Annotated in this window: 19 protein-coding genes; 5 read left to right on the forward strand and 14 right to left on the reverse strand. The window is 44.2% G+C overall.

The window, feature by feature from the left end; all coding sequences use genetic code 11:
* Positions 1 to 194: 194 nt before the first annotated feature.
* Positions 195 to 1,541 (reverse strand): Nramp family divalent metal transporter, encoded by a 1,347-nt coding sequence (locus RCH62_RS04190; protein WP_125329224.1) that lies wholly within the window; start codon positions 1,539 to 1,541, stop codon positions 195 to 197.
* Positions 1,542 to 1,828: 287 nt separating this feature from the next.
* Between RCH62_RS04190 and RCH62_RS04195 the strand changes: the two genes are divergently transcribed.
* The 3 genes from RCH62_RS04195 to RCH62_RS04205 all read left to right on the forward strand — a co-directional run bounded on the left by RCH62_RS04195 (position 1,829) and on the right by RCH62_RS04205 (position 5,154).
* Entirely contained in the window at positions 1,829 to 2,359 is a 531-nt protein-coding gene (locus RCH62_RS04195; protein ID WP_006595548.1) for a hypothetical protein, read from the forward strand.
* Between the two features lie 87 nt (positions 2,360 to 2,446).
* Entirely contained in the window at positions 2,447 to 3,619 is a 1,173-nt protein-coding gene (locus RCH62_RS04200) for an NAD(P)/FAD-dependent oxidoreductase (RefSeq protein WP_306474696.1), read from the forward strand.
* Between the two features lie 197 nt (positions 3,620 to 3,816).
* Entirely contained in the window at positions 3,817 to 5,154 is a 1,338-nt protein-coding gene (locus tag RCH62_RS04205; RefSeq protein WP_129269953.1) for a sodium-dependent transporter, read from the forward strand.
* Positions 5,155 to 5,194: 40 nt separating this feature from the next.
* Here the strand turns inward: RCH62_RS04205 and RCH62_RS04210 are convergent, their stop codons facing one another.
* The 6 genes from RCH62_RS04210 to tsaB form a co-directional block, all read right to left on the reverse strand.
* Positions 5,195 to 5,863, reverse strand: a complete 669-nt coding sequence (locus RCH62_RS04210) for a hypothetical protein (protein WP_048715770.1) — start codon at positions 5,861 to 5,863, stop codon at positions 5,195 to 5,197.
* A 125-nt stretch (positions 5,864 to 5,988) separates the two neighbouring features.
* A complete protein-coding gene (locus RCH62_RS04215) occupies positions 5,989 to 6,318 on the reverse strand; it encodes an AzlD domain-containing protein (RefSeq protein WP_048715743.1) in 330 nt (109 codons plus the stop codon).
* The gene (locus RCH62_RS04220; RefSeq protein WP_006595541.1) at positions 6,305 to 7,000 is read right to left on the reverse strand and encodes an AzlC family ABC transporter permease; all 696 of its coding nucleotides are present in this window, start codon (positions 6,998 to 7,000) and stop codon (positions 6,305 to 6,307) included. Before RCH62_RS04220 ends, RCH62_RS04215 begins: the two co-directional genes overlap by 14 nt.
* 86 nt (positions 7,001 to 7,086) lie before the next feature.
* A complete protein-coding gene (gene tsaD / locus RCH62_RS04225; protein WP_306474697.1) occupies positions 7,087 to 8,109 on the reverse strand; it encodes a tRNA (adenosine(37)-N6)-threonylcarbamoyltransferase complex transferase subunit TsaD in 1,023 nt (340 codons plus the stop codon).
* Entirely contained in the window at positions 8,099 to 8,536 is a 438-nt protein-coding gene (gene rimI, locus RCH62_RS04230; protein WP_306474698.1) for a ribosomal protein S18-alanine N-acetyltransferase, read from the reverse strand. Before rimI ends, tsaD begins: the two co-directional genes overlap by 11 nt.
* Positions 8,533 to 9,216 carry a tRNA (adenosine(37)-N6)-threonylcarbamoyltransferase complex dimerization subunit type 1 TsaB gene (tsaB, locus tag RCH62_RS04235; RefSeq protein WP_306474699.1) on the reverse strand — a complete coding sequence of 228 codons (684 nt, stop codon included), beginning with the start codon at positions 9,214 to 9,216 and terminating at the stop codon, positions 8,533 to 8,535. The genes rimI and tsaB overlap by 4 nt, the downstream gene beginning before the upstream one ends.
* 284 nt (positions 9,217 to 9,500) lie before the next feature.
* Here tsaB and RCH62_RS04240 point away from each other — a divergent pair, with 284 nt between their 5' ends.
* Together RCH62_RS04240 and rnjA are read left to right on the forward strand one after the other, a co-directional pair.
* On the forward strand, positions 9,501 to 9,731 hold the full coding sequence (locus RCH62_RS04240; RefSeq protein ID WP_006595537.1) for a DNA-dependent RNA polymerase subunit epsilon: 231 nt from the start codon (positions 9,501 to 9,503) through the stop codon (positions 9,729 to 9,731).
* A 3-nt stretch (positions 9,732 to 9,734) separates the two neighbouring features.
* Positions 9,735 to 11,417 carry a ribonuclease J1 gene (gene rnjA, locus RCH62_RS04245; RefSeq protein ID WP_006595536.1) on the forward strand — a complete coding sequence of 561 codons (1,683 nt, stop codon included), beginning with the start codon at positions 9,735 to 9,737 and terminating at the stop codon, positions 11,415 to 11,417.
* A 96-nt stretch (positions 11,418 to 11,513) separates the two neighbouring features.
* On the opposite strand, the gene glnA is transcribed toward rnjA, so the two are convergent.
* The 7 genes from glnA to fusA form a co-directional block, all read right to left on the reverse strand.
* Positions 11,514 to 12,860: a type I glutamate--ammonia ligase gene (glnA, locus tag RCH62_RS04250; protein ID WP_006595535.1), complete on the reverse strand. Its 1,347-nt coding sequence runs from the start codon at positions 12,858 to 12,860 to the stop codon at positions 11,514 to 11,516.
* 41 nt (positions 12,861 to 12,901) lie between these two features.
* Positions 12,902 to 13,267 carry a MerR family transcriptional regulator gene (locus tag RCH62_RS04255; RefSeq protein WP_048715733.1) on the reverse strand — a complete coding sequence of 122 codons (366 nt, stop codon included), beginning with the start codon at positions 13,265 to 13,267 and terminating at the stop codon, positions 12,902 to 12,904.
* Between the two features lie 69 nt (positions 13,268 to 13,336).
* A complete protein-coding gene (locus RCH62_RS04260; RefSeq protein WP_048690848.1) occupies positions 13,337 to 13,870 on the reverse strand; it encodes an aromatic acid exporter family protein in 534 nt (177 codons plus the stop codon).
* Between the two features lie 336 nt (positions 13,871 to 14,206).
* The gene (gene pgk, locus RCH62_RS04265; protein WP_048715731.1) at positions 14,207 to 15,406 is read right to left on the reverse strand and encodes a phosphoglycerate kinase; all 1,200 of its coding nucleotides are present in this window, start codon (positions 15,404 to 15,406) and stop codon (positions 14,207 to 14,209) included.
* A gap of 211 nt (positions 15,407 to 15,617) precedes the next feature.
* Positions 15,618 to 20,414 (reverse strand): bacterial Ig-like domain-containing protein, encoded by a 4,797-nt coding sequence (locus tag RCH62_RS04270; RefSeq protein WP_306474700.1) that lies wholly within the window; start codon positions 20,412 to 20,414, stop codon positions 15,618 to 15,620.
* Positions 20,415 to 20,642: 228 nt separating this feature from the next.
* Positions 20,643 to 21,650 carry a type I glyceraldehyde-3-phosphate dehydrogenase gene (gene gap / locus RCH62_RS04275; protein WP_002899102.1) on the reverse strand — a complete coding sequence of 336 codons (1,008 nt, stop codon included), beginning with the start codon at positions 21,648 to 21,650 and terminating at the stop codon, positions 20,643 to 20,645.
* Positions 21,651 to 21,904: 254 nt separating this feature from the next.
* The gene (gene fusA / locus RCH62_RS04280; RefSeq protein WP_306474701.1) at positions 21,905 to 23,986 is read right to left on the reverse strand and encodes an elongation factor G; all 2,082 of its coding nucleotides are present in this window, start codon (positions 23,984 to 23,986) and stop codon (positions 21,905 to 21,907) included.
* Positions 23,987 to 24,017 lie beyond the last annotated feature (31 nt).

Below are 24,017 nucleotides of genomic sequence, written 5' to 3' on the forward strand. Positions count from 1 at the left end.
TTGATAAATAACAAGACTTTAAGAATCTTAAATCAAGTCTTGCATATTCATCATAAGATTTTCTACATTCCTTTCGTATCAAGGGGTTAGGACCTCTTGTTAAGTTTTTACTTCCCACTTCTGCCCATTTTCTAGCTAGATGGGAACTTCCCTCCTATTATAGCATGTTTTCCCCGTCCGACAAAGCTGATTTTTTATTTAAAGAGCGTCGTCACAATGAGTTGGACGTTTAACAGAGTCAGAAGAGTCGCTACTCCGTAAGCTAAGTAGGTATTCCATTTTGCATTGACAAATTCTCCCATGATTTTTTTATTGGAGGTAAAGTAAACCAAGGGAAAAATTGAAAATGGTAGAGCCAGAGACAAGAAGACTTGAGAATAGACCAACAAATCATCTAGAACACTTTCCTGGTCTCCAAAGAGAAAGGCGACAATCAGGACAGGAGTGAGGGCCAACATCCGTGTAAAGAGGCGGACAAGCCATTGAGGAAGGCGGAATCTAAGGAAACCTTCCATGACAATTTGTCCTGTTAGAGTTCCTGTAATTGTTGAATTCTGACCACTTGCTAACAAAGCAACAGCAAACAAAGTGGACAGAAAAGGACTTGCAATAGCTCCTGCAATGGCATTGTTTTGCAAGGCATCATACATACTAGAGAAGGCTCCAATTTCTTCTGCATGTCCAAAAAAGAGGGCCGCTCCGAGAATCAGCAAGAGAGAGTTGACAACAAAAGCCAGGGTTAATTCAATATTGGAGTCCCAGGTCATGAAGCGCACAGCCCGACGAACATCTGCAGGATCCTCATAATCGACCTTGCGTGTCTGTGAAATGGAGGAATGCAAATAGAGATTATGAGGCATGACGGTTGCACCAATAATCCCCAAGGCCAGCGTCAAGGCTTGTGATCCCTTAGGAAGACCGATACCTACGATTTCCTTCTGAGGAAGAAAGCCAGCAAAAATGCCACCTATATCTGGTTTTGATAGGACCACAAGATAGATAAAAATCCCCAGAATGGTCAAAATCAAGGTGGAGACAATAGCCTCAATCTTACGAAAACCTAAGTGCATAAGTCCGAGGAGGAGGAAGACATCCAGGATGGTGACCAAAATAGAAAAGAGCAAGGGCCATCCGAACAGCAAATGGAGTGCAATCCCGGAACCAATGACTTCTGCTAAATCTGTCGCCATCAAGGCTAATTCAATCACTATCCAAAGAATATAGCGGAGCCACTTGGGCAAATGTGTCGCAGTTGTCTGGGCCAAATCTTTCCGATGGACAATCCCTAGTTTCCCAGCCATCTGTTGCAATTGCATGGCAATCAAGGAAGACAAGAGAACCACCGACAAGAGCAAGTAGCGATAGTGAGCCCCTCCAACAACGCTGGTGATCCAGTTCCCAGGATCCATGTAGCCCACTGCTACTAGGCTCCCCGGACCTGAAAACAATAACAAGGTCTTCCAAAAAGAAGTTCCCTTGGGAACCTTGACGGATTGATTGATTTCTTGGAGCGATTTCCGCTCTAACTGTTCTAAACTCATGATACCCTTCTTTCCATGACGTCACTTCCCCTTGATTATAGCACAAATGAAAGACTTCGGTAAATTTTCTTTGCATTTTCAAAATAAGATACCCTTCTTCGTCCCCACTTCCCCATTTTCTTCGTATTCCTTTAGTAACTTTTTCTCCTTTTCTCCTCCAAAATGAACCAAATAGCTTCAAAAATGAACCAAATAGATTTTTCCCCCTATCTGACTTCAAAAGCTTGTATACTATTCGTAACTGAAAGATAGCTCAGTTATTTACTCAATAGCAAAGGAAAGAAACTATGATCTATGTCATTGAATACAATTATCCCTCTAAGATGTTGGTCGAACATATTAACAACTATCTAGAGAAAAAACGGGTTCGTAATCTACCAGTCAAGCTGGTCTATAATGGAAATATCTCCTATATCGACTATGACTTGAAAAACATCTACTTCTTCTCCTGTCAAGGAAATTCTGGAATCAACGCCTACAAAGAGCTCGAACGCATCCGAAGAAATGATCCCTTCGGACGCATCATTGTCCACTCTAACAAGGTGGACGGACGTAGACTTATGGACCATAAGCTACAAGTCTATGGTTTGATGGAACTAAGCCTTAGTGACTACGGAAAGCCAGACCTCTATTATCAAGAGCTCGACTTCTTGCTCGGTGATCTCTACGAGGAACTCTGGGAAATGGCGGCAGAAGCCAAGTACGCTGCTGGGAAGAAAACCAATCAGCTCTTCCCACGCTGGGGTCCTGAAATCGGTATTTACCCACCTAAGCGTTATTCCATCCACCTCCGTCAAAATCCAGACGAAGACAATTAACTCATAAAAAGTGGAGCCTGGGGACAGGGTCCATTTTTTATGTTACAATGAACTGGAAATAAAACGAGACAAGAAAAAGGAGACCTTATGAACCACTACGATACCATTGTCATTGGAGGAGGACCTGCTGGTATGATGGCCACCATCTCCAGCGCCTTCTACGGGCAAGCAACCCTCCTCTTGGAAAAGAACCGCAAACTAGGGAAAAAACTAGCTGGGACTGGTGGAGGTCGGTGCAATGTGACCAACAATGGAAGCCTGGACGATCTCCTAGCAGGCATTCCAGGAAACGGACGTTTCCTATACAGTGTCTTTTCTCAATTTGACAATCATGATATCATCCGCTTCTTCACAGAAAACGGGGTCAAACTCAAGGTCGAAGACCATGGTCGTGTCTTTCCAGCTTCAGATCGTTCCCAAACGATTATTCAAGCTCTGACAGATAAGATTGCCGAGCTTGGCGGTCAAGTCCGCTGCCAAGTAGAGGTAACCTCTGTGAAGAAAATCGATGGACAATTCGTCATCAAATCCAAAGATGAAACCTGGACGGCAGATCGCTTGATTGTGACAACCGGTGGGAAATCTTACCCTTCGACGGGCTCTACCGGCTTTGGCCACGATATCGCCCGTCACTTCCAGCACACTATCACGGAACTAGAAGCTGCTGAAAGCCCCCTCCTGACAGATTTCCCCCACAAGGCCCTTCAAGGGATTTCCTTAGACGATGTGACCCTCCACTATGGCAAACACCACATTACCCATGACCTCCTCTTTACCCACTTTGGCCTGTCTGGCCCGGCCGCCCTTCGCATGTCAAGCTTTGTCAAGGGGGGAGAGATCCTGACACTGGATAGTCTCCCTCACTATTCTAAGGAAGAACTCACTGCAATCCTAGAGGAAAATCGTGAGAAGTCCTTAAAGAATGTTCTGAAGGCCTATCTGCCAGAACGCCTGGCGGAATTCTTTGCCCAGGATTTTCCCGAAAAGGTGAAGCAACTCTCTCCTAAAGAAATCGATGCCGTACTAGCGAAAGTAAAGGAACTCCCAATCCCTGTAACAGGGAAGATGTCCTTGGCCAAATCCTTTGTGACTAAGGGAGGTGTCAGCCTCAAGGAAATCAATCCCAAGACCTTAGAAAGTAAATTGGTCCCTGGTCTTCATTTTGCTGGGGAGGTCCTAGATATCAATGCCCATACAGGAGGATTTAACATTACTTCTGCCCTCTGTACTGGTTGGGTGGCCGGAAGTCTCCACTATTGACAGCTTTTTCAAAAGATGTTAGGATTATTTTTAGAACAAATCCAGCAACAAACATAAGAGTCGTCTTCTTAGAGATGTCACTTTGCGTTTTTATGGCTATTTAGTTCGTACTAAATAGCCTTTTTCTTTTGTCTATGAAAGAGCCTTTGCTGGCCTTTGCTTTCTTCCTATATTTGAATTAGAAATGGAGAATCCATATGGAAAAATCTCAATGGGGTTCCAAAATTGGCTTTATCCTAGCCTCTGCAGGTTCTGCAATTGGGCTTGGGGCTGTTTGGAAGTTCCCCTATATGACCGCCGCTAACGGGGGCGGAAGTTTCCTTCTTGTTTTTTTGATAGCAACTCTACTTATCGGTTTCCCACTCTTACTAGCTGAATTTACTCTAGGACGTGCAGCTGGTGTTTCTGCTATTAAGACCTTTGGAAAGCTCGGTGGTCGTCGCCTTTATGATGGGATTGGTTGGATCGGTGCCTTTGCCCTGTTCATCCTCCTCTCCTTCTATAGTGTTATCGGTGGCTGGATCCTGATTTATCTAGGAGTCGCCTTGGGAGAGTTATTCCAACTTCTCTCAGTTAGTGACTATACCCAGCTCTTTGGAGAGATTATTTCAAATCCCTGGTTGGCTCTTGGAGCCCAGGCCATCTTCATCCTCCTCAATGTCTTGATTGTGTCCAAGGGGGTCGAGCAAGGGATTGAAAAGGCCTCAAAATTCATGATGCCACTTCTCTTCATTATCTTCTTAGTCATGATTGGTCGTTCCTTGACCTTACCTGGCGCTTGGGAGGGAGTCAGCTATTTCCTCAAGCCAGACTTCTCCAAGATGACTAGCCAAGGTCTGCTCTATGCTTTGGGCCAATCGTTTTTCGCCCTCTCCCTAGGGGTGACGGCCATGTTGACCTATGCTTCCTATTTGGACAAGGACACTGACCTGGTCCAATCCGGGATTTCCGTCGTCTTCATGAATATCGCCGTTTCCATCATGGCGGGCTTGGCGATCTTCCCAGCTATGTCAGCCTTTCAAATCCCTTCTACTAGTGGACCGGGACTCCTCTTTGTAGTCCTTCCACAAGTCTTTGATAAGATGCCTTTTGGAACTCTCTTCTACCTGCTTTTCCTTCTTCTCTTCCTCTTTGCGACTATTACCTCATCCGTCGTCATGTTAGAGATTAATGTCGGGAACGTCACCAACCAAAACAACAAAAAGCGGGCTAAATGGAGCCAAATCATTGGTCTTCTGACCTTTGTATTTGGGATCCCATCTGCCCTTTCCTATGGAGTACTATCCAAGTGGACCCTCTTTGGAAAATCCTTCTTTGATTGCATGGACTTTTTGGTTTCCAACCTCCTCATGCCTTTTGGAGCTCTCTGCCTCTCCCTATTTACAGGCTATATCTTTGATCAAGTCCTAGCCCAAGAAGAACTAAAGGTGGGAGAAGAGAAAACCAAGCACTTCTTCTTCAAGCTCTGGGTTTTCTTGCTTCGCTTTGTGATCCCAATCGTCATCCTCATTGTCTTTATTACACAATTTATCTAAAACAAAATCCACGACTCCTTAGGGATTCGTGGATTTTTCTTTATTTTGTAAGGGAAACACGGAAATCATTGTATTTGTTATAATCAAAGTCTTCATTAAGCCCTGTTACAAATACAATCGGTGTATAATGGCCCTCTTCTAAGATGAAGCCGGGTTTTACCTTCATATTGGCTCCCCCAAGTCCAGCAATCCCTGGAAGAAGGGCATCAAAAGCGCCAGGTTCGTCTGTTTCCCAGTAATAGACATTACCAGATGCTTGAACTGCCTTGGCTTTCGTTGTTGCAGTACGAACAGGATTCAAATCAGCTTGATAAAAGTTCGCTGTTGTAGTGACCGTACCGTCTGCAGCCACGGTCATTTGAACATCTTTGGCAATTTCAGTTGTTCCTGTCCAAGTCCCTACCAGCTCTTCTGGCACCATTTGAGACGAATCTGTGGCCTTGTTAGTGCTTGCTGCACCAGATCCTGCATTGGTTTGACCTGAGTTTCCTGCATCTTGAGAAGCAGCTTGTGCCCCTTCTTGCGCATCCGTTTCAGTAGCTTTTGTCTCTTTCTTACCAGAAGCAGCCTTTGCTTTTTTCTGACTAGACTTCACCGTCGTTTGTGCTTCTTTGGCAGAAGATTTGTTCTCTTCTTTTTTTGAACCACAAGCTACGAGTAGGCTTGCAGAAGTTAATCCTAAAAGTGCTAAACTTGTCCATTTTTTCATCATGATGATCCCTCACTTCATTTGATAAAAACTATTATATTACAATATTACTCAATGTCAAGTATTTTTGAAATATTTTTGTAATATTCGTAATAAACAGTAATCTATCTAAAAATTCAGGAGATTCAGGTGACAAGCAAACGTAAGAGGGCAACCAAGACAATCCCAAATAGAACCGTACCCATTAGGTTTTTGTAGCGAAAGGCTACTATCATGGTCGGAATGGTTGCGACCAGATCCACCCACCGAACTTGAGGAAGCTGGCCTACTTTCCCCTCTATCAGACTGGAAAGGATTAGGGCAAAAATGATGGCAATGGGAAGGTACTTTAGAAAACGCAGAACTGGATCTGGCAGCCCCCGGTATTTGACCAAAACGAAGGGCAGAATGCGTGGAATCCAGGTGACCACTGCGGACGTCAAAATAACCAAGAAAATCCAACTATTCACGCGCATCGCACATCACCCCCACGAAACAGCCTGTTAAAGTAGCCACTAAAACGGCCAAGGATTGGGTCAAAAAGAAGGTCAAGAGGAAAAAGCTAAGGGCCACTGCACCTAAAACAAGGAGCATGGTAGCCATCTTCTCAGTCAAACGCATGCCTTGAAACTGACCTGCAAAAATCCCAATAAACATAGCAACTAAGGCGAAGTCCAGGCCGAAGGCACTAGGATTGGGCAAGAGGGAACCCAGCGCTGTCCCCAAAATAGTTGAGGAGCCCCAAGCTAGATAACCGACCACATTATTGCCATGCATCCAGGGAACAGTGATCCGGTCACTTTTCAATTTTTCACTCAAATAAACCCCGTAACTCTCATCTGTCAACAAACTACCAATTCCAATATTATGGACCAGGCTAGCCTCCTTGAAATCAGGGGAGGTATGCAGACTCATAAGCATATTGCGCAAATTGATGAAAAAGACGGTTAAGGCAATATTCATAAGGGACGAATGAACGGCAATCAAAGATATCATAGCAAACTGAGAAGCCCCCGCGTAAACCAAGAGACTCATCAAGCCCATTTCTAAAGGGGAGAGATAGGGAGACGCCACCACACCACAGGCCAAGCCAATACTGATATAACCCAAGGCTGTCGGAAGGGCATCCCTGACCCCCTGCTGAAAATTCTTTTCCACTCTTTCTTCCTTTCTTTTTTGATGCTCTCTATTATAACAAAAAAGGGACGGGAATCGTCCTCCCGTCGTTTATGTTCGTTTTTTAACTAATCTAAGTTCTCTTCTATCGGATCAAAAGCAAGGCTAGGCTTAGCATTGAGGTCTAATCTAGCAAAATTTCCCTTATTCCATTCGCTGACACTGGCATAGGCAATCATCCCCGCATTGTCCCCGCAGAGGCGCAGAGGAGGAATGATGACCTTAACATCTGTGATCTCAGAAGCCAGGCGTTCACGGAGACCTTGATTGGCCGCGACTCCTCCCGCCACCACCAGGGTCTTAACAGGGTATTTTTCTAGGGCTTTTTTGGTCTTGGCCATCAAGATATCCATCACCGCTGCTTGGAGGGAAGCCGATAGGTCTTCCTTGGACAGACTCTCGCCTTTTTGCTCGGCATTGTGGTGGAGATTGATAAAGGCTGATTTGAGCCCTGAGAATGAGAACTCCAGATTGTCTTCCTTGATCATGGCGCGAGGAAAATCGTAGATATCCTGACCCTTATGTGCCAACTCGTCAATCTCACGACCGGCTGGATAGGTCAAGCCCATGACGCGACCGACCTTATCATAGGCCTCACCCACCGCATCATCACGTGTTTCCCCAACGATCTTATAATCACCCGCCTCCGAGACATAGACCAACTCGGTGTGTCCTCCGCTGACCAGCAAGGCCAAGAGCGGAAATTCTAAAGGCTCAACGCTTTGAGCAGCCATCAAGTGGCCAGCCATATGATTGACAGGAATCAAAGGAATCTCATGGGCCCATGCAAAGGCCTTGGCTGCAGCAAGACCGACCAAAAGAGCTCCAACCAGACCTGGTCCGTAAGTTACCGCAACCGCTGTGACTTCTTCTTCTGTAATTCCCGCTTCTTCTAGCGCTTCCTCAATACAGGCCGTAATGACTTCGACATGGTGCCGACTGGCAACTTCTGGAACTACTCCCCCGAAGCGTTTATGGCTTTCAATTTGGCTGGCAATGACATTGGACAAGAGCTCTGTATCGTTCTTTAAGACGGCGACACTGGTCTCATCACAAGATGTTTCAAATGCCAAAATATATCTATCCTTCATTTGCTTCCCTTTTCATCATAATGGCGTCTTCGGTAGGTGCATGATAATACCCTTTCCGGCAACCAATTTCTTTAAATCCTTGTTTCTGATAGAGAGTCCGAGCTGGACTATTTCCTTCTCTCACCTCTAAAAAGACCTCTTTCTCCTGAGGAACCGTTTCTAGTAGCTGACCAGCAATCCCGCGCCCTTGCCACTCTTTTCGAACAGCAATTTGGACGACCTCTAGCTCGTAAAGATTTTCTTGCATGGCCAAGAAGCCGACCAATACTTCCCCACTATAGGCCAAGGCATACCAATTTTGAGGTTGACCGATATCCGCTAGGACTTGCTCCAAGGTCCAAGGACTTTGTCCATAGACATCGTCTAAGATTTCTACCAACTGAGGGGCTAAGTCTAATCGCCCCGCATCCTTCTCGATACGGATCATAGGCGTTTGATGTAGGACTGACCGGACTCTTGATGGTCCTTGAGCCAGTTTTCCTCAGCTTCTACCCGCTTGAGGTAGTTGGGCACAAAGCCATGAACGGAGACAGCTTCTTTTGTAAGTCCTAGTCGACCGATCCGTACCGCATCCGGTAGGGTTTCTACCATCTGAGCATTTGGCAAGGCTTCTTGTATCTGCTCACGAAAGGCTTCGACTTCCCCAAGGAAGGTCACCTTTTCAGCTCCCTTTGCTCTTTCTAATACGTCTTCAAAAGAAAGATGCCCCTCCGGGTAGACCAGCTGATCCTCTTGGTAAAAGCCCGCATAGACATGGTTACGGCGCGCATCCATGACTGGAATGGCCAGACCTTCTATCTCTTCTGGTACCAAGGCTAGTAAGCTCGACACCCCTACTAAGTCAATCTTTAGCGTTTGAGCTAGGGTTTTAGCCGTTGCTACCGCGATCCGTAAGCCAGTATAAGATCCAGGCCCTTCTGCTACTACGATACGGTCCAAATCCGTCGGTTTCCAATCAATGCTGGCCATCAAAAATTCAATGGTAGGCATCAAGGTAATGCTGTGGTTTTTCTTGATCGTCAGTGTCAACTCTGCTAATCGGTTTTCTTCCTCCAAAAGGGCAACGGATAGGGCCTTACTGGAGGTGTCAAATGCTAATACTATCATGTTTTTCTCCTCGTTGTCTGCTTCATATTATACTACAAATAGACGCCAAACGGTAGAGGAAGCACCCCCAGACTGTGAAATCAACTGCTCTCTATCCCTTCTAAAAAAGCGCTTCCTTCTGCTCTCAGAACCCGCTTGCATCTTTTCCTTAGAGCCTATTTATGGTATAATGGATAATAATTGTATCGAATCAGGACAAAAGAAAGCAAGAATAGGTGTCTCAGCTAGCTACTAGCTGTTTCTTTTCTGCTACCGTCCGAACATGTGAAAGGAACCGAAACGAAATGATTTACAAAGTTTTCTACCAAGAAACAAAAGAACGCAACCCTCGTCGTGAAACGACTCATGCCCTCTATCTCGATATTGATGCGAAGAATGAGTTAGAAGGACGCATTGAAGCTCGTCGCCTTGTTGAAGAAAATACATCTTACAATATCGAATTTATCACTCTCTTGTCAGACCAACACCTAGAATATGAAAAAGAGTCTGGCGCATTTGAAATTACGGAGTTCTAATCCATGGCATATACCTTAAAACCTGAAGAAGTTGGTGTTTTCGCCATTGGAGGTCTCGGGGAAATCGGTAAAAATACCTATGGGATTGAATACCAAGACGAAATCATCATTGTGGATGCTGGGATCAAGTTCCCTGAAGATGATTTGTTAGGGATCGATTACGTGATTCCTGACTATTCCTATATCGTTGAAAATATCGACCGTGTCAAAGGTGTCTTGATTACCCACGGACACGAAGACCATATCGGAGGAATTCCCTTCCTCTTGAAACAAGCCAATGTACCAATCTATGCTGGACCTTTGGCTCTAGCCCTTATTCGTGGAAAATTGGAAGAGCATGGCCTCCTTCGTGGTGCCAAACTCTATGAAATCAACCAAAATACGGAGTTGACCTTTAAGCATATTAAAGCAACCTTCTTCCGTACAACCCACTCCATTCCAGAACCTTTGGGGATCGTTCTTCATACGCCTCAAGGAAAAATCGTCTGCACGGGAGACTTTAAATTTGACTTCACACCTGTTGGTGAGCCGGCCGACCTTCACCGGATGGCTGCACTAGGAGAGGAAGGCGTCCTCTGTCTGCTTTCTGACTCAACCAACGCGGAAGTCCCAACCTTTACCAACTCTGAAAAAGTCGTTGGCCAATCCATTATGAAGATTATTGAAGGCATTCATGGACGCATCATCTTTGCTTCCTTTGCATCCAACATCTTCCGTCTCCAACAGGCTGCAGATGCCGCTGTTAAAACTGGCCGCAAGATTGTTGTCTTTGGACGCTCGATGGAAAAAGCCATTGTCAACGGAATTGAGCTTGGCTATATCAAGGTACCACCTGGAACGATTATTGAACCAAGTGAAATCAAAGACTACCCGGCGAACGAAATCCTCATTATGTGTACAGGGAGCCAAGGGGAGCCTATGGCGGCACTGTCTCGTATCGCTAACGGAACCCACCGCCAGGTGCAATTGCAACCGGGTGATACCGTTATCTTCTCATCTAGTCCAATTCCTGGGAATACAACTAGTGTGAATAAATTGATCAATATCATCTCGGAAGCGGGAGTCGATGTCATTCACGGGAAGATCAACAACATCCATACCTCTGGACACGGTGGCCAACAAGAACAAAAGCTCATGTTGCGCTTGATCAAACCCAAATACTTCATGCCTGTCCACGGTGAGTACCGCATGCAGAAGATTCACGCTGGACTTGCGCGTGATTGTGGAGTAGAAAAAGATAACATCTTCATCATGAGCAACGGAGATGTTCTTGCCCTGACAGCTAACTCAGCTCGTATCGCGGGAAGCTTCAATGCTCAAGATATCTATGTCGACGGAAATCGCATCGGAGAAATCGGAGCGGCTGTCCTTCGTGACCGCAAAGATTTATCAGAAGATGGGGTTGTCCTAGCTGTTGCGACAGTTGACTTCAAGTCGAAAATGATTTTAGCTGGACCAGATATCCTCAGCCGTGGCTTCATCTATATGAGAGAGTCCGGTGACCTGATCCGTGAAAGTCAACGCATCCTCTTCAATGCTATTCGAATCGCCTTGAAGAATAAAGATGCCAATATTCAAACCGTACACGGTGCCATTGTCAACGCCCTTCGTCCTTTCCTTTACGAAAGCACGGAACGTGAACCTATCATCATCCCGATGATTTTGACACCAGATGAAGAAAATTAAGTAAAAAGAATGGATGAGGCCTGTCGGTCCCATCCATTTTCTTTGTATGAAAAATGAGCCAGGTCATCAAACCTAGCTCATTTTATATTTCTCAGCTTAGTAAAGATCTAAGTAATTATCAATTTCCCATTGTGAAACAAAGGTTGCATAACTTGCCCACTCGATCCGTTTGGCTTCCAAGAAACTGGTATAGATATGTTCACCAAGAGCATCCTTAACAACTTCATCTTCAGTCAAGGCTTTCAAAGCATTGTGAAGGGTAGATGGGAGGTCAGTGATTCCAGCTTCTTTACGCTCTTCTGCAGTCATGATGTAGATGTTTTCTTCGATAGGAGCTGGTGCTTCGATTTTGTTTTCAATCCCGTGCAAACCAACTTCCAAAAGAACAGCCATAGCAATATATGGGTTGGCCATTGGGTCTACTGAGCGCAACTCAAGACGTGTTCCCATACCGCGTGAAGCAGGTACACGAACCAATGGTGAACGATTGCGGCCAGCCCAAGCGATGTAAACAGGAGCTTCATAGCCTGGTACCAAACGTTTGTAGGAGTTAACTGTTGGGTTCATGATGGCTGTATAGTTGTAGGCGTGCTTGATCAAACCGCCAAGGAAGTGATAAGCTGTTTCTGACAACTGCATTCCTTTTGGATCATTTGGATCAAAGAAGGCATTGTTTCCTTCCGCATCAAACAAGGACATATTGCAGTGCATCCCGGAACCAGCGATCCCAAATTTTGGTTTAGCCATAAAGGTTGCATACAAACCATGTTTGCGAGCAATGGTTTTGACAACGAGTTTAAAGATTTGAATCTTGTCACAAGCACGAAGCACTTCATCGTACTTAAAGTCAATTTCATGCTGACCTACGGCCACTTCGTGGTGACTGGCTTCTACTTCAAATCCCATTTGAGTCAAGACATTGACGATCTCACGGCGAGTGTTATCAGCAAGGTCTGTAGGCGCCAAGTCAAAATAGCCACCCTTGTCATTCACTTCAAGAGTTGGATCCCCATTTTCATCGAGCTTAAAGAGGAAGAACTCTGGCTCTGGTCCAAGGTTGAAAGATTTGAAGCCAACTTCTTCCATGTGACGAAGGGCACGTTTGAGGTTCCCACGTGGGTCTCCTGCAAAAGGTTCCCCTTCTGTTGTATAGACATCACAAATCAAGCCTGCGACACTACCGTTCTCATCTCCCCAAGGGAAAACAGTCCAAGAGTCCAAGTCTGGATAGAGATACATATCAGACTCATTAATCCGAACAAACCCCTCGATAGAAGATCCATCAAACATGGCCTTGTTTGAGAGAACCTTTTCCAACTGTTCATCTGTCGCTGGAATTTCAACGTTTTTCATGGTCCCTAAGATATCTGAGAACATCAACCGAATAAAGGTTACATTTTTTTCTTTGACTTCGCGACGAATATCTTCAACAGTAATTGACATGTGTGTCTCCTTATGAGTATAGCATTTAGCAAAAAGAATGATCAGCGTAACTGACCATATGGCGATGAGGTCGTATGAAAGCGACTTTGCTGGAGAATGTCACGGTGAAGGGCCTTGCGGACATCCTTTTCACTGACAATCTTGGCAGCTTGACGTTGAGCTTCTTTCTCAGCAATCCGTTTTTTAATCCCTGCAATATTAAGGCCTTCAGACAAATAATCCTTAATTTCCAACAGGCGATCCATATCGTTGAGAGAAAACATCCGACGATTGCCCTCTGTTCGATCTGGAGTAATGAGTTGTTGATCTTCGTAGTAGCGAATTTGACGAGCTGTTAAATCTGTCAATTTCATAACACTACCAATCGGAAAGACCGCCAACGTTCGTCTTAATTCCTTTTCTTTCATACAAGACCCCCTTTCTATTCTATTATAACGCAAAAAAAACCGATGTCAAGATTAAAATGTCACATAATCTCACATGGTTTTTTTTCTTTCTTTTATAAAGTCCCGAATCCGATCCACATCTGAATTGACTAAAATCGCAACGAAGACTCCGATAAAGGTTTCAAAGATGCGGGCAAAAACATATAGGAACGTTTCTCCTGTCGGAATGGAGAGGGTGATGATCAACATGGCTGAAACACCACCGATGATTCCAGCTTTGTTGTTCATAGCGACGTTTGTCATTATGGTTAACATGGTCGCAATGGGCACAAAAATCAGGGTCACCCAAAAAGCATTGTGGAAGAGAATCTTGATCATAAAGAACAGCAGGGCATAAAAACCACCGATACTGTTGCCCATCACGCGCGAAGCTCCAAAGTGAACACTCTTATCAAAATCTTCTCTCAAACTAAAGACAGCTGTCAGCGCTCCAATCTGCAAGCCCCGCCAGCCAAAGATACCAAAAATCAATAGAACCAGAAAAACGGCTATCCCTGTTTTGAAGGTTCGCATTCCTAATCGAAATTTGGAACGGTCAAATTTATGTCGTTTAAAGTAATCCATTGTCCCCTATCTTTCTATCTCTTTTATTCTAACATATTTCTAGAAAGGTTCAAGCGGGGAAATGAAGATCGACTAGCTTCCTTCTACTCTACAAAGTCATTTTAAAAACTTTCCTTAGGTGAGTACGGAGGTTAGGTGAAATTATCCAGTGGATGATTTCAGCAATCCAGGAAGTTCCATGACTTAGTTTTGGGATTTTCTTGATTAATTTCAAAAATGAGATCTTATTTTATTTCGATACAGAATCACTTAACCTATCTTATATAAAAATTTGGTTGTATACATTCTAAAAAAAGCACCTTTCGGTGCTTCTTCTATGGTTCATGAGGAACCGTCTTATTTTTCAGTCAAGGCTGCAAGTCCTGGAAGAACTTTACCTTCAAGAAGCTCCATTGAAGCTCCACCACCAGTAGAGATCCATGAGAATTTGTCTGCACGTCCAAGGTTGATCGCTGCGGCAGCTGAGTCACCACCACCGATGATTGATTTAACGCCTGGTTGTTTAACGATAGCGTCCATTACACCGATTGTACCAGCTTGGAAGTCAGGGTTTTCAAATACACCCATAGGTCCGTTCCATACAACTGTTTTCGCACCAGTCAAAGCTTCGTCAAATTTAGCGATAGATTTAGGACCGATATCCAAACCAAGGAAACCTGGGTCTACTGCTTCACCTTCAGTGTCTTTCACTTCAGTGTAGTCAGCAAATGCGTTTGCTTCTTTTGAGTCAACTGGCAAGATCAATTTGCCGTTTGCTTTTTCAAGAAGAGCTTTGGCAACATCCAATTTGTCTTCTTCTACAAGTGAGTTACCGATTTCGATACCTTGAGCTTTGTAGAATGTGTAAGTCATCCCACCACCGATAAGAACTTTATCAGCTTTTTCAAGCAAGTTTTCGATCACACCGATCTTGTCTGAAACTTTTGAACCACCAAGGATGGCTACGAATGGACGTTCTGGAGCTTCAACTGCTTCTTGGATGTAAGCAATTTCGTTTTCAAGAAGGAATCCAGCAACTGCTTTTTCAACGTTTGCTGAGATACCAACGTTAGATGCGTGTGCACGGTGAGCTGTACCGAATGCATCGTTTACGAAGATACCATCTCCAAGTGATGCCCAGTATTTACCAAGTTCAGGATCGTTTTTAGATTCTTTCTTGCCGTCAACATCTTCGAAACGAGTGTTTTCAACCAAAAGAACTTGTCCATCTTCAAGAGCGTTAATCGCTGCTTCCAATTCAGCACCACGAGTAACACCTGGAAGGAAAGCAACGTCTTGACCCAATTTAGCAGCCAAGTCAGCCGCTACAGGAGCAAGTGATTTACCTTCTTTGTCTGCTTCTTCTTTCACACGTCCAAGGTGAGAGAAGAGGATTGCACGTCCACCTTGTTCAAGGATGTACTTGATTGTTGGAAGAGCAGCAGTGATACGGTTATCGTTAGTGATCACGCCATCTTTTACAGGAACGTTGAAGTCAACACGAACGAGAACTTTTTTCCCTTTCAAGTCAACGTCTTTAACAGTCAATTTTGCCATTGGATATGACTCCTTCTATTTTTAATACATGATAATTATATCACAAAAGCTGTAAAAGAGGTAGAAAAATAGTGGATTTCTACCTCTTATTAGCAAGTCTGGAGCCATGATCCTCGATTAGAATCTGCATCATAAAACCTCCCTTGTTTTTTACAAAGGAGGTTTACGATTCATCATGACCTTTTCAGTCAGTATCAAAACGCTTAAAAAGTTACTCTTCTTTCTTCTTACCAGCCAAGAGGAAGCCGCCTAAGGCTGCTAAGAGAACAGCTTCTGCTGCAAAGGAAGCTTCTAGGCTTGCCGTATTTGGCAAGTGTTCCGATTGACTTTCTTTGCTTGCATCTTTTGTTTCTTGCTGAACCGTCGGCTGTGAGTTCGCTCCTTGGTGGGCACTTAACAACTGATGGATCTCTTGATCGACCACATCCTTGTGATCCACCTCTTGATGACCCGGTTGAGTAGAAGTCGTTGGGGCCAACTGATCCACTTGTGATGAATTTGTAGGCTTCATTGGATTAGCTGGATCCGGAGTCACTGGGGTACTTGGTTGGACTGGCTGATTTGGTTGAGCCGGTTGAACAGGCTGATCTGGTTTAGCAGGTTCTTCTGGTTGGATCGGTTGATCTGGTCCTTCCGTTTTTGCTGGCTTATAGACAATCGCATAATGGGTAAAGTGAGGAGCTGTAAAGATGACTACATCTCCGACTCTCTCAAAGGCCAAGGATTGAGGTGCTTGACCTTCTGGGAAGAAGAGGACTTGCTCCACTTCTTTATCCTTATCCACAGGGATTTTCACAAGTGATGGATGCTGGGTATCGACATCCTGACCGCTTGCATCCACGCCTTCAATATCAAAGACGATTCCTTCTCGGCCCTTCAGCTCTTCTTTTTCAGCCTGATTGGCTTCAACTTTCGCGACTTTTAGTCCCTTAATAGCAGTAGGCTCCAAGTTAGAGAATTGAACTTCGACTCCAGTCGCAGGGTCTACAAAGACCGCTGGCTTATCTTCTTTCAGGAGCGCAATCAAGGTTTCTAGACCTGTTTTTGCGGTTGCAAGCGCTTCAGGAGTGAGCTCTGAAGAGTCTAGGAGTTCTTTATTTTTCTCAACCAGTGCCTGCAAAGCGTCACCAGAAGGGTGATTTGGTTTACTTGCTAATAGAGCAGTCGCTTCCTCTGTCAGAGTAGAAAGAGCTTCTTTCTCTTTGACTAGATTAGCTTGTCCATCCAAAGCTTTCAAGAGAGCGGTCAATTGGTTCAACTGCTCATTGACCTGATCTTGTGTGCTGGTATCATGCTCTTTCAAAACTTTTTCAGAAGCAGCCATTCCAGCCAGCAAGGCTTCTTTGACTTCAGGAGTCGCAAAAGTAAAGTCTACTTTGGCTTTTGCAGCTTCAGCTTCAGCCAATTTTTGCTTGAGGTATTCATCGTTGAGAGCTGGTTTTGGATTGACGAGGACATCAAAGCTTGTGCTAGCTCCTTTGTAATGGATGGTAATGGTTTGACGGCCTTCCTTGCTCGCATCAAATCCAGTTACTTCTACACCTTCATCTGTCAAGGCGTGCGTCTCGGTTGTTTCATCATCAAAGACAACTGTGAAGCGTCCGCCTTCTTTTTCCAATGCTTCTCCGACGATATATTCTACTTTTGGTTTGTCGGTTAATTCTAGACCAGCAACTGCTTTTTCACCTGCTTCCTCTGCACTGACCACAAAAACAGTGAGAGTCTTATCCAATTTCTGACCAAGGTAAGAAACTTCTAGGTGTTGTTCTCCAAGCTTGCTACTGTCAAATCCATGAATCTCTACACCTGAGTTGGTGAGGTTGACCAGTTGATCTGCTTGGCCATCTTTATAATGAACGCGGAGAGTCGCCCCTTTCAAGGAAAGGGCATCGCCTTCCCGGTAGACTTTCTTAGTCAATCCATCTTCAAATTGAAGTCCCGCAATTTCTTTATCATTTTTTGGAACTTCGATCGCTAGAACATTACTGATATCTTTGCCAGGTTCTTGTGCACGATAGTAGAGAAGAGATGGGGTTGATTCAAAAGCCAGTGGTTTAAAGATCAGATTTCCAGCTTGATCGGCTGTCATGGTCGCAATTGGACTGGTCGCTTCTTTATCGGCATAAAGAGTCAGTGTGGTATTGGCCGGTACATCTTTGAAGCCGACTTGGACAAAATGATTGCCTAAGTTTTGCGCTACAGCATGTTTCATCGGGATGTTGACCGTTTCCGTATCCAGACTTTCATACATCTTCCAGTTGTAAATCCGGATGGCTTGCCATGGGGTTCCGTTATCTGCCGTAATGACATGGAGACGCCATTCTTGAGCCTTGATTGGATGGTCGAGTGTAATGTCGGACACATGGGCTTTATTGCCACGAACTTCCTTAGCGAGCTTCCACTCACCCGCTTTATCCTTGTAGTAAAGGTCGAAGTCACGGGTATTCATCTTGCCATCGTCGACAGATTCTCCACCCGCACCGGCATGGTCCATGACCCAACGAACAATGGTCCGTGGTTGTGTCAAGCGAATATCGACGGTTCCACTCAATTGAGCAGAAGACCATTTATCTGAAAGACTGGTAATGGTACCATTTAACATACCTTCGATGCCTTCACTACCATCCGCATCTGGGAAGCTCGAACCAATGACTTTGGCTCCAATCACCACGTTTGGTGCAAGGGCTTTTGGAAGACTGGTATCTGACACGGTCATACCCCAATCAAAGGCCACAGTTCCTGCATCTGAACGTTGGCCGTTCTTCCCAACTGCCACAACCTTGAGATCCTGAGTCGTTCCTTCAGCACTTGCTGAACGGCTAACTTTTGGTAGATAGACGGTTGTCGCAGAAGACCCTGTTAAGAGACGCCAGTTGTCGCCGTCTTTTTCATAGACTTCATAATAATCTGCGTCCGCAACCCCTTTAAAATTAAGGACAGCCTCCGCTTCCTGGGCATTTTGCAGGCGTTTTGCCCGAACAGTCACTTCAGATGGGGCTACTGGTTTTTCTTGGTTGGACGTAATCGACAATTGACCGAGGTTGAACTTGTAATCTTTGACATCTGCATCATGATCAAAGAACATCTTAACGGCATAAATAGTCTTACCCGCCAAGCCTCCCAAATCAAAGGTTTGAGTAGACCAATCCGCACTCGGTGTCAATTCCTTCCATTCGTATTCAGAGTAGTCTTCTTTTGTGGCAACAGCTACCCAAGCAGCAGCTCCGACCCCACCCTTGTGAGACACACTTAATTTTGTCGTTTCTGTCACAGGAATCTTAGTAGAATAGAGCATAACATTTTGACTGCTATTAGCTTTCAAATCCCCTTCAAAGGTTAAAGAGTTCCCTCCATTGTAGGCTTGATCAAAATCATAGCGACCTTTTAATGGCGTACTATCTTCACTATGCTCTACCCACCAGCGCCATGTTGGAAGGTAGCCAGAAACAGAACGGTAGTTCCACTCCCCTTCTTTAGAAATCTTGCCATCCACAAACCAATGTTTGCCGTGGCCTGTATTAAAGGACGTATTGAAATCAGCACTTGTAATTGGAGTTTTATCCACTACTAGATTGGACATCCCGTACCAAGATTGGTCTGCTGGTTTTCCTTTGGTTGGATCCCCTTGGAAACCAGTCCAGAATAGATCTTCATGGGTATGGTAACCTTCTCCTGTCTTTCCTAGACCTGTAATGGTATCAGGTGCATAAAGCCCAAGAGATAGACGCAACTTGCCATGCTCATCTAAAATCGCATTCCAGTCCACATTGGTCTTATAAGAGCCTCCTTTTTGGAGCTCGAGTCCAGCTAGAACATCATAAGGATTGCGGTTAATCCATTTGGCTGTACTGATGGAATAATCAACTTCTGATTTGCCCCAGTTAAAGTTGGCAAAGAAGGTATCAACTGGATTTTCCCCATTTTCAGGCTGCATGAAATTGTAGTTGTACTCACCCAGTGCATTTTCATGGTAGCGACCATATTCATAGGTCATAGCATCATACCAGGAATACTTAATCGGATAGTTGATGCTCTTCGCATACTCCTTAGTATAAAGAAGGAAATCTCTTAATTTTGGCCCCAAAGGCTCTACTAAGTTCCCTGTTGTTTCTTGGTTGATAAAGTAGCCATCAAAACCATAGTACTTGGCTAGATCAACCAATTTCCGAGCAATCGGGAAGGTTTTTGAGCCTTCACTATCTTCTTTCAAGGTTTCTGCAAAGCGTTCTTGATCCTTAATGCTACTAGACCAGTTGTAAAAGAGTGTTCCATAAATAGGAACCCCATTTCGGTGAGCCGCATCAATCACGTCTGCTGAAGGGACAAGTCCTTCCCAAAAGACCATAGAATCCAAATATTGCCAGTAGTCAAAAGCATAAGCCTTAAACTCTTCCCCACCGACGGAAGCATGATCCTTAGCCTTTGAGTTCATGTTAGAAAGGGCTTGGATCTTTGCATCTGGGTTGGCTTGCTCGTTGATTTGCTTCCCTTGAAAACGGCTAGCTAGGGGAACACTTGCTCGGTTCAAATCATCATCTACTCGTTTACCAGGTTCCCATTTCAACAAATCATCCCAAGTATCAAATTTGACCTCTTTTGGTCTTAATTGTTTTTCTTCATTGGTTGGTAAATCTTCCACTTTTTCTGCAGCTACTTTTGGTTGTTCCGTCGCTGAAACGGCTGGAGTATCTGTCGTCGTCGGGCTAGCTTCTGGAGTTGCAGGACTAGCCTCTGTCGTAGCTGGAGTTGCCTCCTCAACTGGTTTTGCTGTTTCTCCAGTTGGCAAAGCAGCATCTGCAGTGTAGACTCCCGCTTCTCTGATCAAACGATTGACATCTTCCGTATTTGCTGTGGAAGCTTCTAAGGGTTGTTCTTTAGTCGCATGCGTCTCATCTGCTGAGACTGCCCCCGTTCCTAAAAATGCCAATCCAATCAATGCAGAACAAACTCCTACACTGAATTTTCGGATACTAAAACGTTGTTGTTTTTCAAATTGATGACCTTTCATCTTGACCTCCATCTTATTTTACTGATTTCCAATCTCCTAAAACACTCCTCCTTCACTATCCTGCAATCGCTTACATTTTTCTTGATTGGAAATCTTCACTCAGATTTAGTTTACCCCTTTAAAGAGAGGTCTGTCAATTCATTTTAGCAAATCCTATAATAAGGTGAGGAGGAACTAAAAAAAGTACAAAAAAAGAGGAGGTCACCCTCCTCTCATCATACGCATGAATTATTTAGCAATTTTTGCGAAGTATTCAAGAGTACGAACAAGTTGTGCAGTGTAAGACATTTCGTTGTCATACCATGAAACAACTTTAACCAATTGTTTACCGTCAACGTCAAGAACTTTAGTTTGAGTTGCGTCAAACAATGAACCGTAAGCCATACCTACGATATCTGAAGATACGATTGGATCTTCTGTGTAACCGTATGATTCGTTCGCTGCTGCTTTCATAGCTGCATTTACTTCATCAACAGTAACGTTCTTTTCAAGAACTGCAACCAATTCAGTAACTGATCCAGTTGGAGTTGGAACGCGTTGTGCAGATCCGTCCAATTTTCCGTTCAATTCTGGGATTACAAGACCGATAGCTTTAGCAGCACCAGTTGAGTTAGGAACGATGTTTGCAGCACCAGCGCGAGCACGACGAAGGTCACCACCACGGTGTGGTCCGTCAAGGATCATTTGGTCACCAGTGTAAGCGTGGATAGTAGTCATCAATCCTTCTACAACACCGAAGTTATCTTGAAGAGCTTTAGCCATTGGAGCCAAGCAGTTTGTAGTACATGAAGCACCTGAGATAACTGTTTCAGTACCATCAAGAATGTCGTGGTTAGTGTTAAATACAATTGTTTTAACATCATTTCCACCAGGAGCAGTGATAACAACTTTCTTAGCTCCACCTTTAAGGTGTTTTTCAGCAGCATCTTTCTTAGCAAAGAAACCAGTTGCTTCAAGAACGATTTCTACACCGTCGGTAGCCCAGTCGATTTGTTCTGGATCACGTTCAGCAGAAACTTTAACGAATTTACCGTTAACTTCGAATCCACCTTCTTTAACTTCCACAGTACCGTCGAAACGACCTTGAGTTGTGTCATATTTCAACAAGTGTGCAAGCATAACTGGATCTGTAAGGTCGTTGATGCGAGTAACTTCAACACCTTCTACGTTTTGGATACGACGGAAAGCAAGACGACCGATACGACCGAAACCGTTAATACCAACTTTAACTACCATTCGTGATTTCCTCCTTATGAAAATCAAAAAATTTTTTATGTGAAAAGAGTAACTTGATAGGTTACAAATCATCTTTCAACAATATTATTATATACTTTCTTCCCCTAAAATGCAACTGATTTCATTAGGATTAGAAATATTACACAAACTTTCATATTCATTTTCACTATCTCTTATGAGGAAGAAGTCTTAAACTCTTTTCAAATCAAAAAAGCTTTCCTCCTATGAGGAAAGCTTTTAGCTAGACGGTAAAATTATGCTTCACCTTTAGCTTTTTTAATGATTTCTTCTTGTACTGATTTCGGTACATCTTCGTAGTGGTCAAATACCATCATGAAAGTACCACGTCCTTGAGTTGCAGAACGAAGGACAGTAGCGTAACCGAACATTTCAGCAAGTGGTACATAAGCACGAACGATTTGGCTTGCACCGTGTGCTTCCATACCATCTACACGTCCACGACGAGCAGTTACGTGACCCATAACATCCCCAAGGTTTTCTTCAGGAACTGTGATGGTTACAAGCATCATTGGTTCAAGGATAGCTGGTTGTGCTGATTTAGCTGCTTCTTTAAGAGCAAGAGATGCAGCGATCTTGAAGGCAGTTTCAGATGAGTCGACATCGTGGTATGATCCATCGTAAAGCTTCGCTTTCACGTCAACCATTGGGTAGCCAGCAAGAACACCGTTAGCCATAGATTCTTGAAGTCCTTTTTCTACTGCAGGGATGAATTCACGTGGAACCACACCACCGACGATCGCATTTTCGAACTCGAATCCTTTACCTTCTTCGTTTGGAGTAAATTCGATCCAAACATCACCAAACTGACCTTTACCACCAGATTGACGTTTGAAGAATCCACGTGCTTGTGTAGAAGCGCGGAATGTTTCACGGTAAGATACTTGAGGAGCACCAACGTTAGCTTCAACCTTGAATTCACGTTTCATACGGTCAACAAGGACATCCAAGTGCAACTCACCCATACCAGAGATAACTGTTTCACCAGTTTCAGGGTTTGTTTCAACGCGGAATGTTGGATCTTCTTCAGCCAATTTTTGAAGGGCGATACCCATCTTGTCTTGGTCTGCTTTAGATTTTGGCTCAACCATCAATTGGATAACTGGTTCTGGAACTTCGATTGACTCAAGGATAATTTTCGCTTTTTCATCTGTCAATGAGTCACCAGTTGTAGTATCTTTCAAACCAACGGCAGCAGCGATATCTCCAGAATAAACTGTTTCGATTTCCATACGAGTGTTGGCGTGCATTTGAAGGATACGTCCGATACGTTCACGTTTACCTTTAGATGTGTTCAATACGTAAGAACCTGAGTTCAAGACACCTGAGTAAACACGGAAGAATGTCAAACGACCTACGAATGGGTCAGTCATGATCTTGAAGGCAAGCGCTGCAAATGGCTCTTCATCAGATGCTGGACGTTCTTCTTCTTCGTCTGTATCAGGGTTTACACCCTTGATTGCAGGGATATCAAGTGGGCTTGGAAGGTAGTCAAGGACTGCATCCAACATCAATTGAACCCCTTTGTTCTTGAAGGCAGAACCACACAATACTGGGAAGAATTCAACATTGATAGTTGCTTTACGGATAGCAGCCTTCAATTCTTCGTTAGTGATTTCTTCACCTTCAAGGTATTTCATCATCAAGTCTTCATCAGTTTCAGCAACTGCTTCAACCAATTTTTCACGGTATTCTTGAGCTTGGTCAAGGTATTCAGCTGGGATATCTTCTTCAAGAATGTCTGTACCAAGGTCGTTGGTGTAGATTTCAGCTTTCATCTTGATCAAGTCGATGATTCCACGGAAGTCATCTTCCGAACCGATTGGCAATTGAATTGGGTGTGCGTTTGCTTGAAGACGATCATGAAGTGTGCTTACTGAGTAAAGGAAGTCAGCACCGATTTTATCCATCTTGTTAGCAAATACGATACGTGGAACTCCGTATTCAGTTGCTTGACGCCAAACTGTTTCAGTTTGAGGCTCAACACCTGATTGTGAGTCAAGAACGGTTACAGCACCGTCCAAAACGCGGAGTGAACGTTGAACTTCGATCGTGAAGTCCACGTGTCCTGGTGTGTCGATGATGTTTACACGAGTGTCTTTCCATTGAGCTGTTGTAGCAGCAGATGTGATGGTGATACCACGTTCTTGCTCTTGCTCCATCCAGTCCATTTGTGACGCACCTTCGTGAGTTTCACCGATTTTGTGAATTTTACCAGTGTAGTAAAGGATACGCTCAGTTGTAGTTGTTTTACCAGCATCGACGTGAGCCATGATACCGATATTACGAGTTTTTTCAAGTGAAAATTCGCGTGCCATGAGGTTTTGTTCTCCTATATTTTTTATTTCT

This window comes from Streptococcus sp., from assembly GCF_030825805.1.
Classification (GTDB): domain Bacteria; phylum Bacillota; class Bacilli; order Lactobacillales; family Streptococcaceae; genus Streptococcus.

Coding starts and splice junctions, on each gene's coding strand:
- RCH62_RS04190 (WP_125329224.1), bottom strand. CDS start 1,541: ATGAGTTTAGAACAGTTAGAGCGGAAATCGCTCCAAGAAATCAATCAA.
- RCH62_RS04195 (WP_006595548.1), top strand. CDS start 1,829: ATGATCTATGTCATTGAATACAATTATCCCTCTAAGATGTTGGTCGAA.
- RCH62_RS04200 (WP_306474696.1), top strand. CDS start 2,447: ATGAACCACTACGATACCATTGTCATTGGAGGAGGACCTGCTGGTATG.
- RCH62_RS04205 (WP_129269953.1), top strand. CDS start 3,817: ATGGAAAAATCTCAATGGGGTTCCAAAATTGGCTTTATCCTAGCCTCT.
- RCH62_RS04210 (WP_048715770.1), bottom strand. CDS start 5,863: ATGAAAAAATGGACAAGTTTAGCACTTTTAGGATTAACTTCTGCAAGC.
- RCH62_RS04215 (WP_048715743.1), bottom strand. CDS start 6,318: ATGCGCGTGAATAGTTGGATTTTCTTGGTTATTTTGACGTCCGCAGTG.
- tsaD (WP_306474697.1), bottom strand. CDS start 8,109: ATGAAGGATAGATATATTTTGGCATTTGAAACATCTTGTGATGAGACC.
- rimI (WP_306474698.1), bottom strand. CDS start 8,536: ATGATCCGTATCGAGAAGGATGCGGGGCGATTAGACTTAGCCCCTCAG.
- tsaB (WP_306474699.1), bottom strand. CDS start 9,216: ATGATAGTATTAGCATTTGACACCTCCAGTAAGGCCCTATCCGTTGCC.
- RCH62_RS04240 (WP_006595537.1), top strand. CDS start 9,501: ATGATTTACAAAGTTTTCTACCAAGAAACAAAAGAACGCAACCCTCGT.
- rnjA (WP_006595536.1), top strand. CDS start 9,735: ATGGCATATACCTTAAAACCTGAAGAAGTTGGTGTTTTCGCCATTGGA.
- glnA (WP_006595535.1), bottom strand. CDS start 12,860: ATGTCAATTACTGTTGAAGATATTCGTCGCGAAGTCAAAGAAAAAAAT.
- RCH62_RS04255 (WP_048715733.1), bottom strand. CDS start 13,267: ATGAAAGAAAAGGAATTAAGACGAACGTTGGCGGTCTTTCCGATTGGT.
- RCH62_RS04260 (WP_048690848.1), bottom strand. CDS start 13,870: ATGGATTACTTTAAACGACATAAATTTGACCGTTCCAAATTTCGATTA.
- pgk (WP_048715731.1), bottom strand. CDS start 15,406: ATGGCAAAATTGACTGTTAAAGACGTTGACTTGAAAGGGAAAAAAGTT.
- RCH62_RS04270 (WP_306474700.1), bottom strand. CDS start 20,414: ATGAAAGGTCATCAATTTGAAAAACAACAACGTTTTAGTATCCGAAAA.
- gap (WP_002899102.1), bottom strand. CDS start 21,650: ATGGTAGTTAAAGTTGGTATTAACGGTTTCGGTCGTATCGGTCGTCTT.
- fusA (WP_306474701.1), bottom strand. CDS start 23,986: ATGGCACGCGAATTTTCACTTGAAAAAACTCGTAATATCGGTATCATG.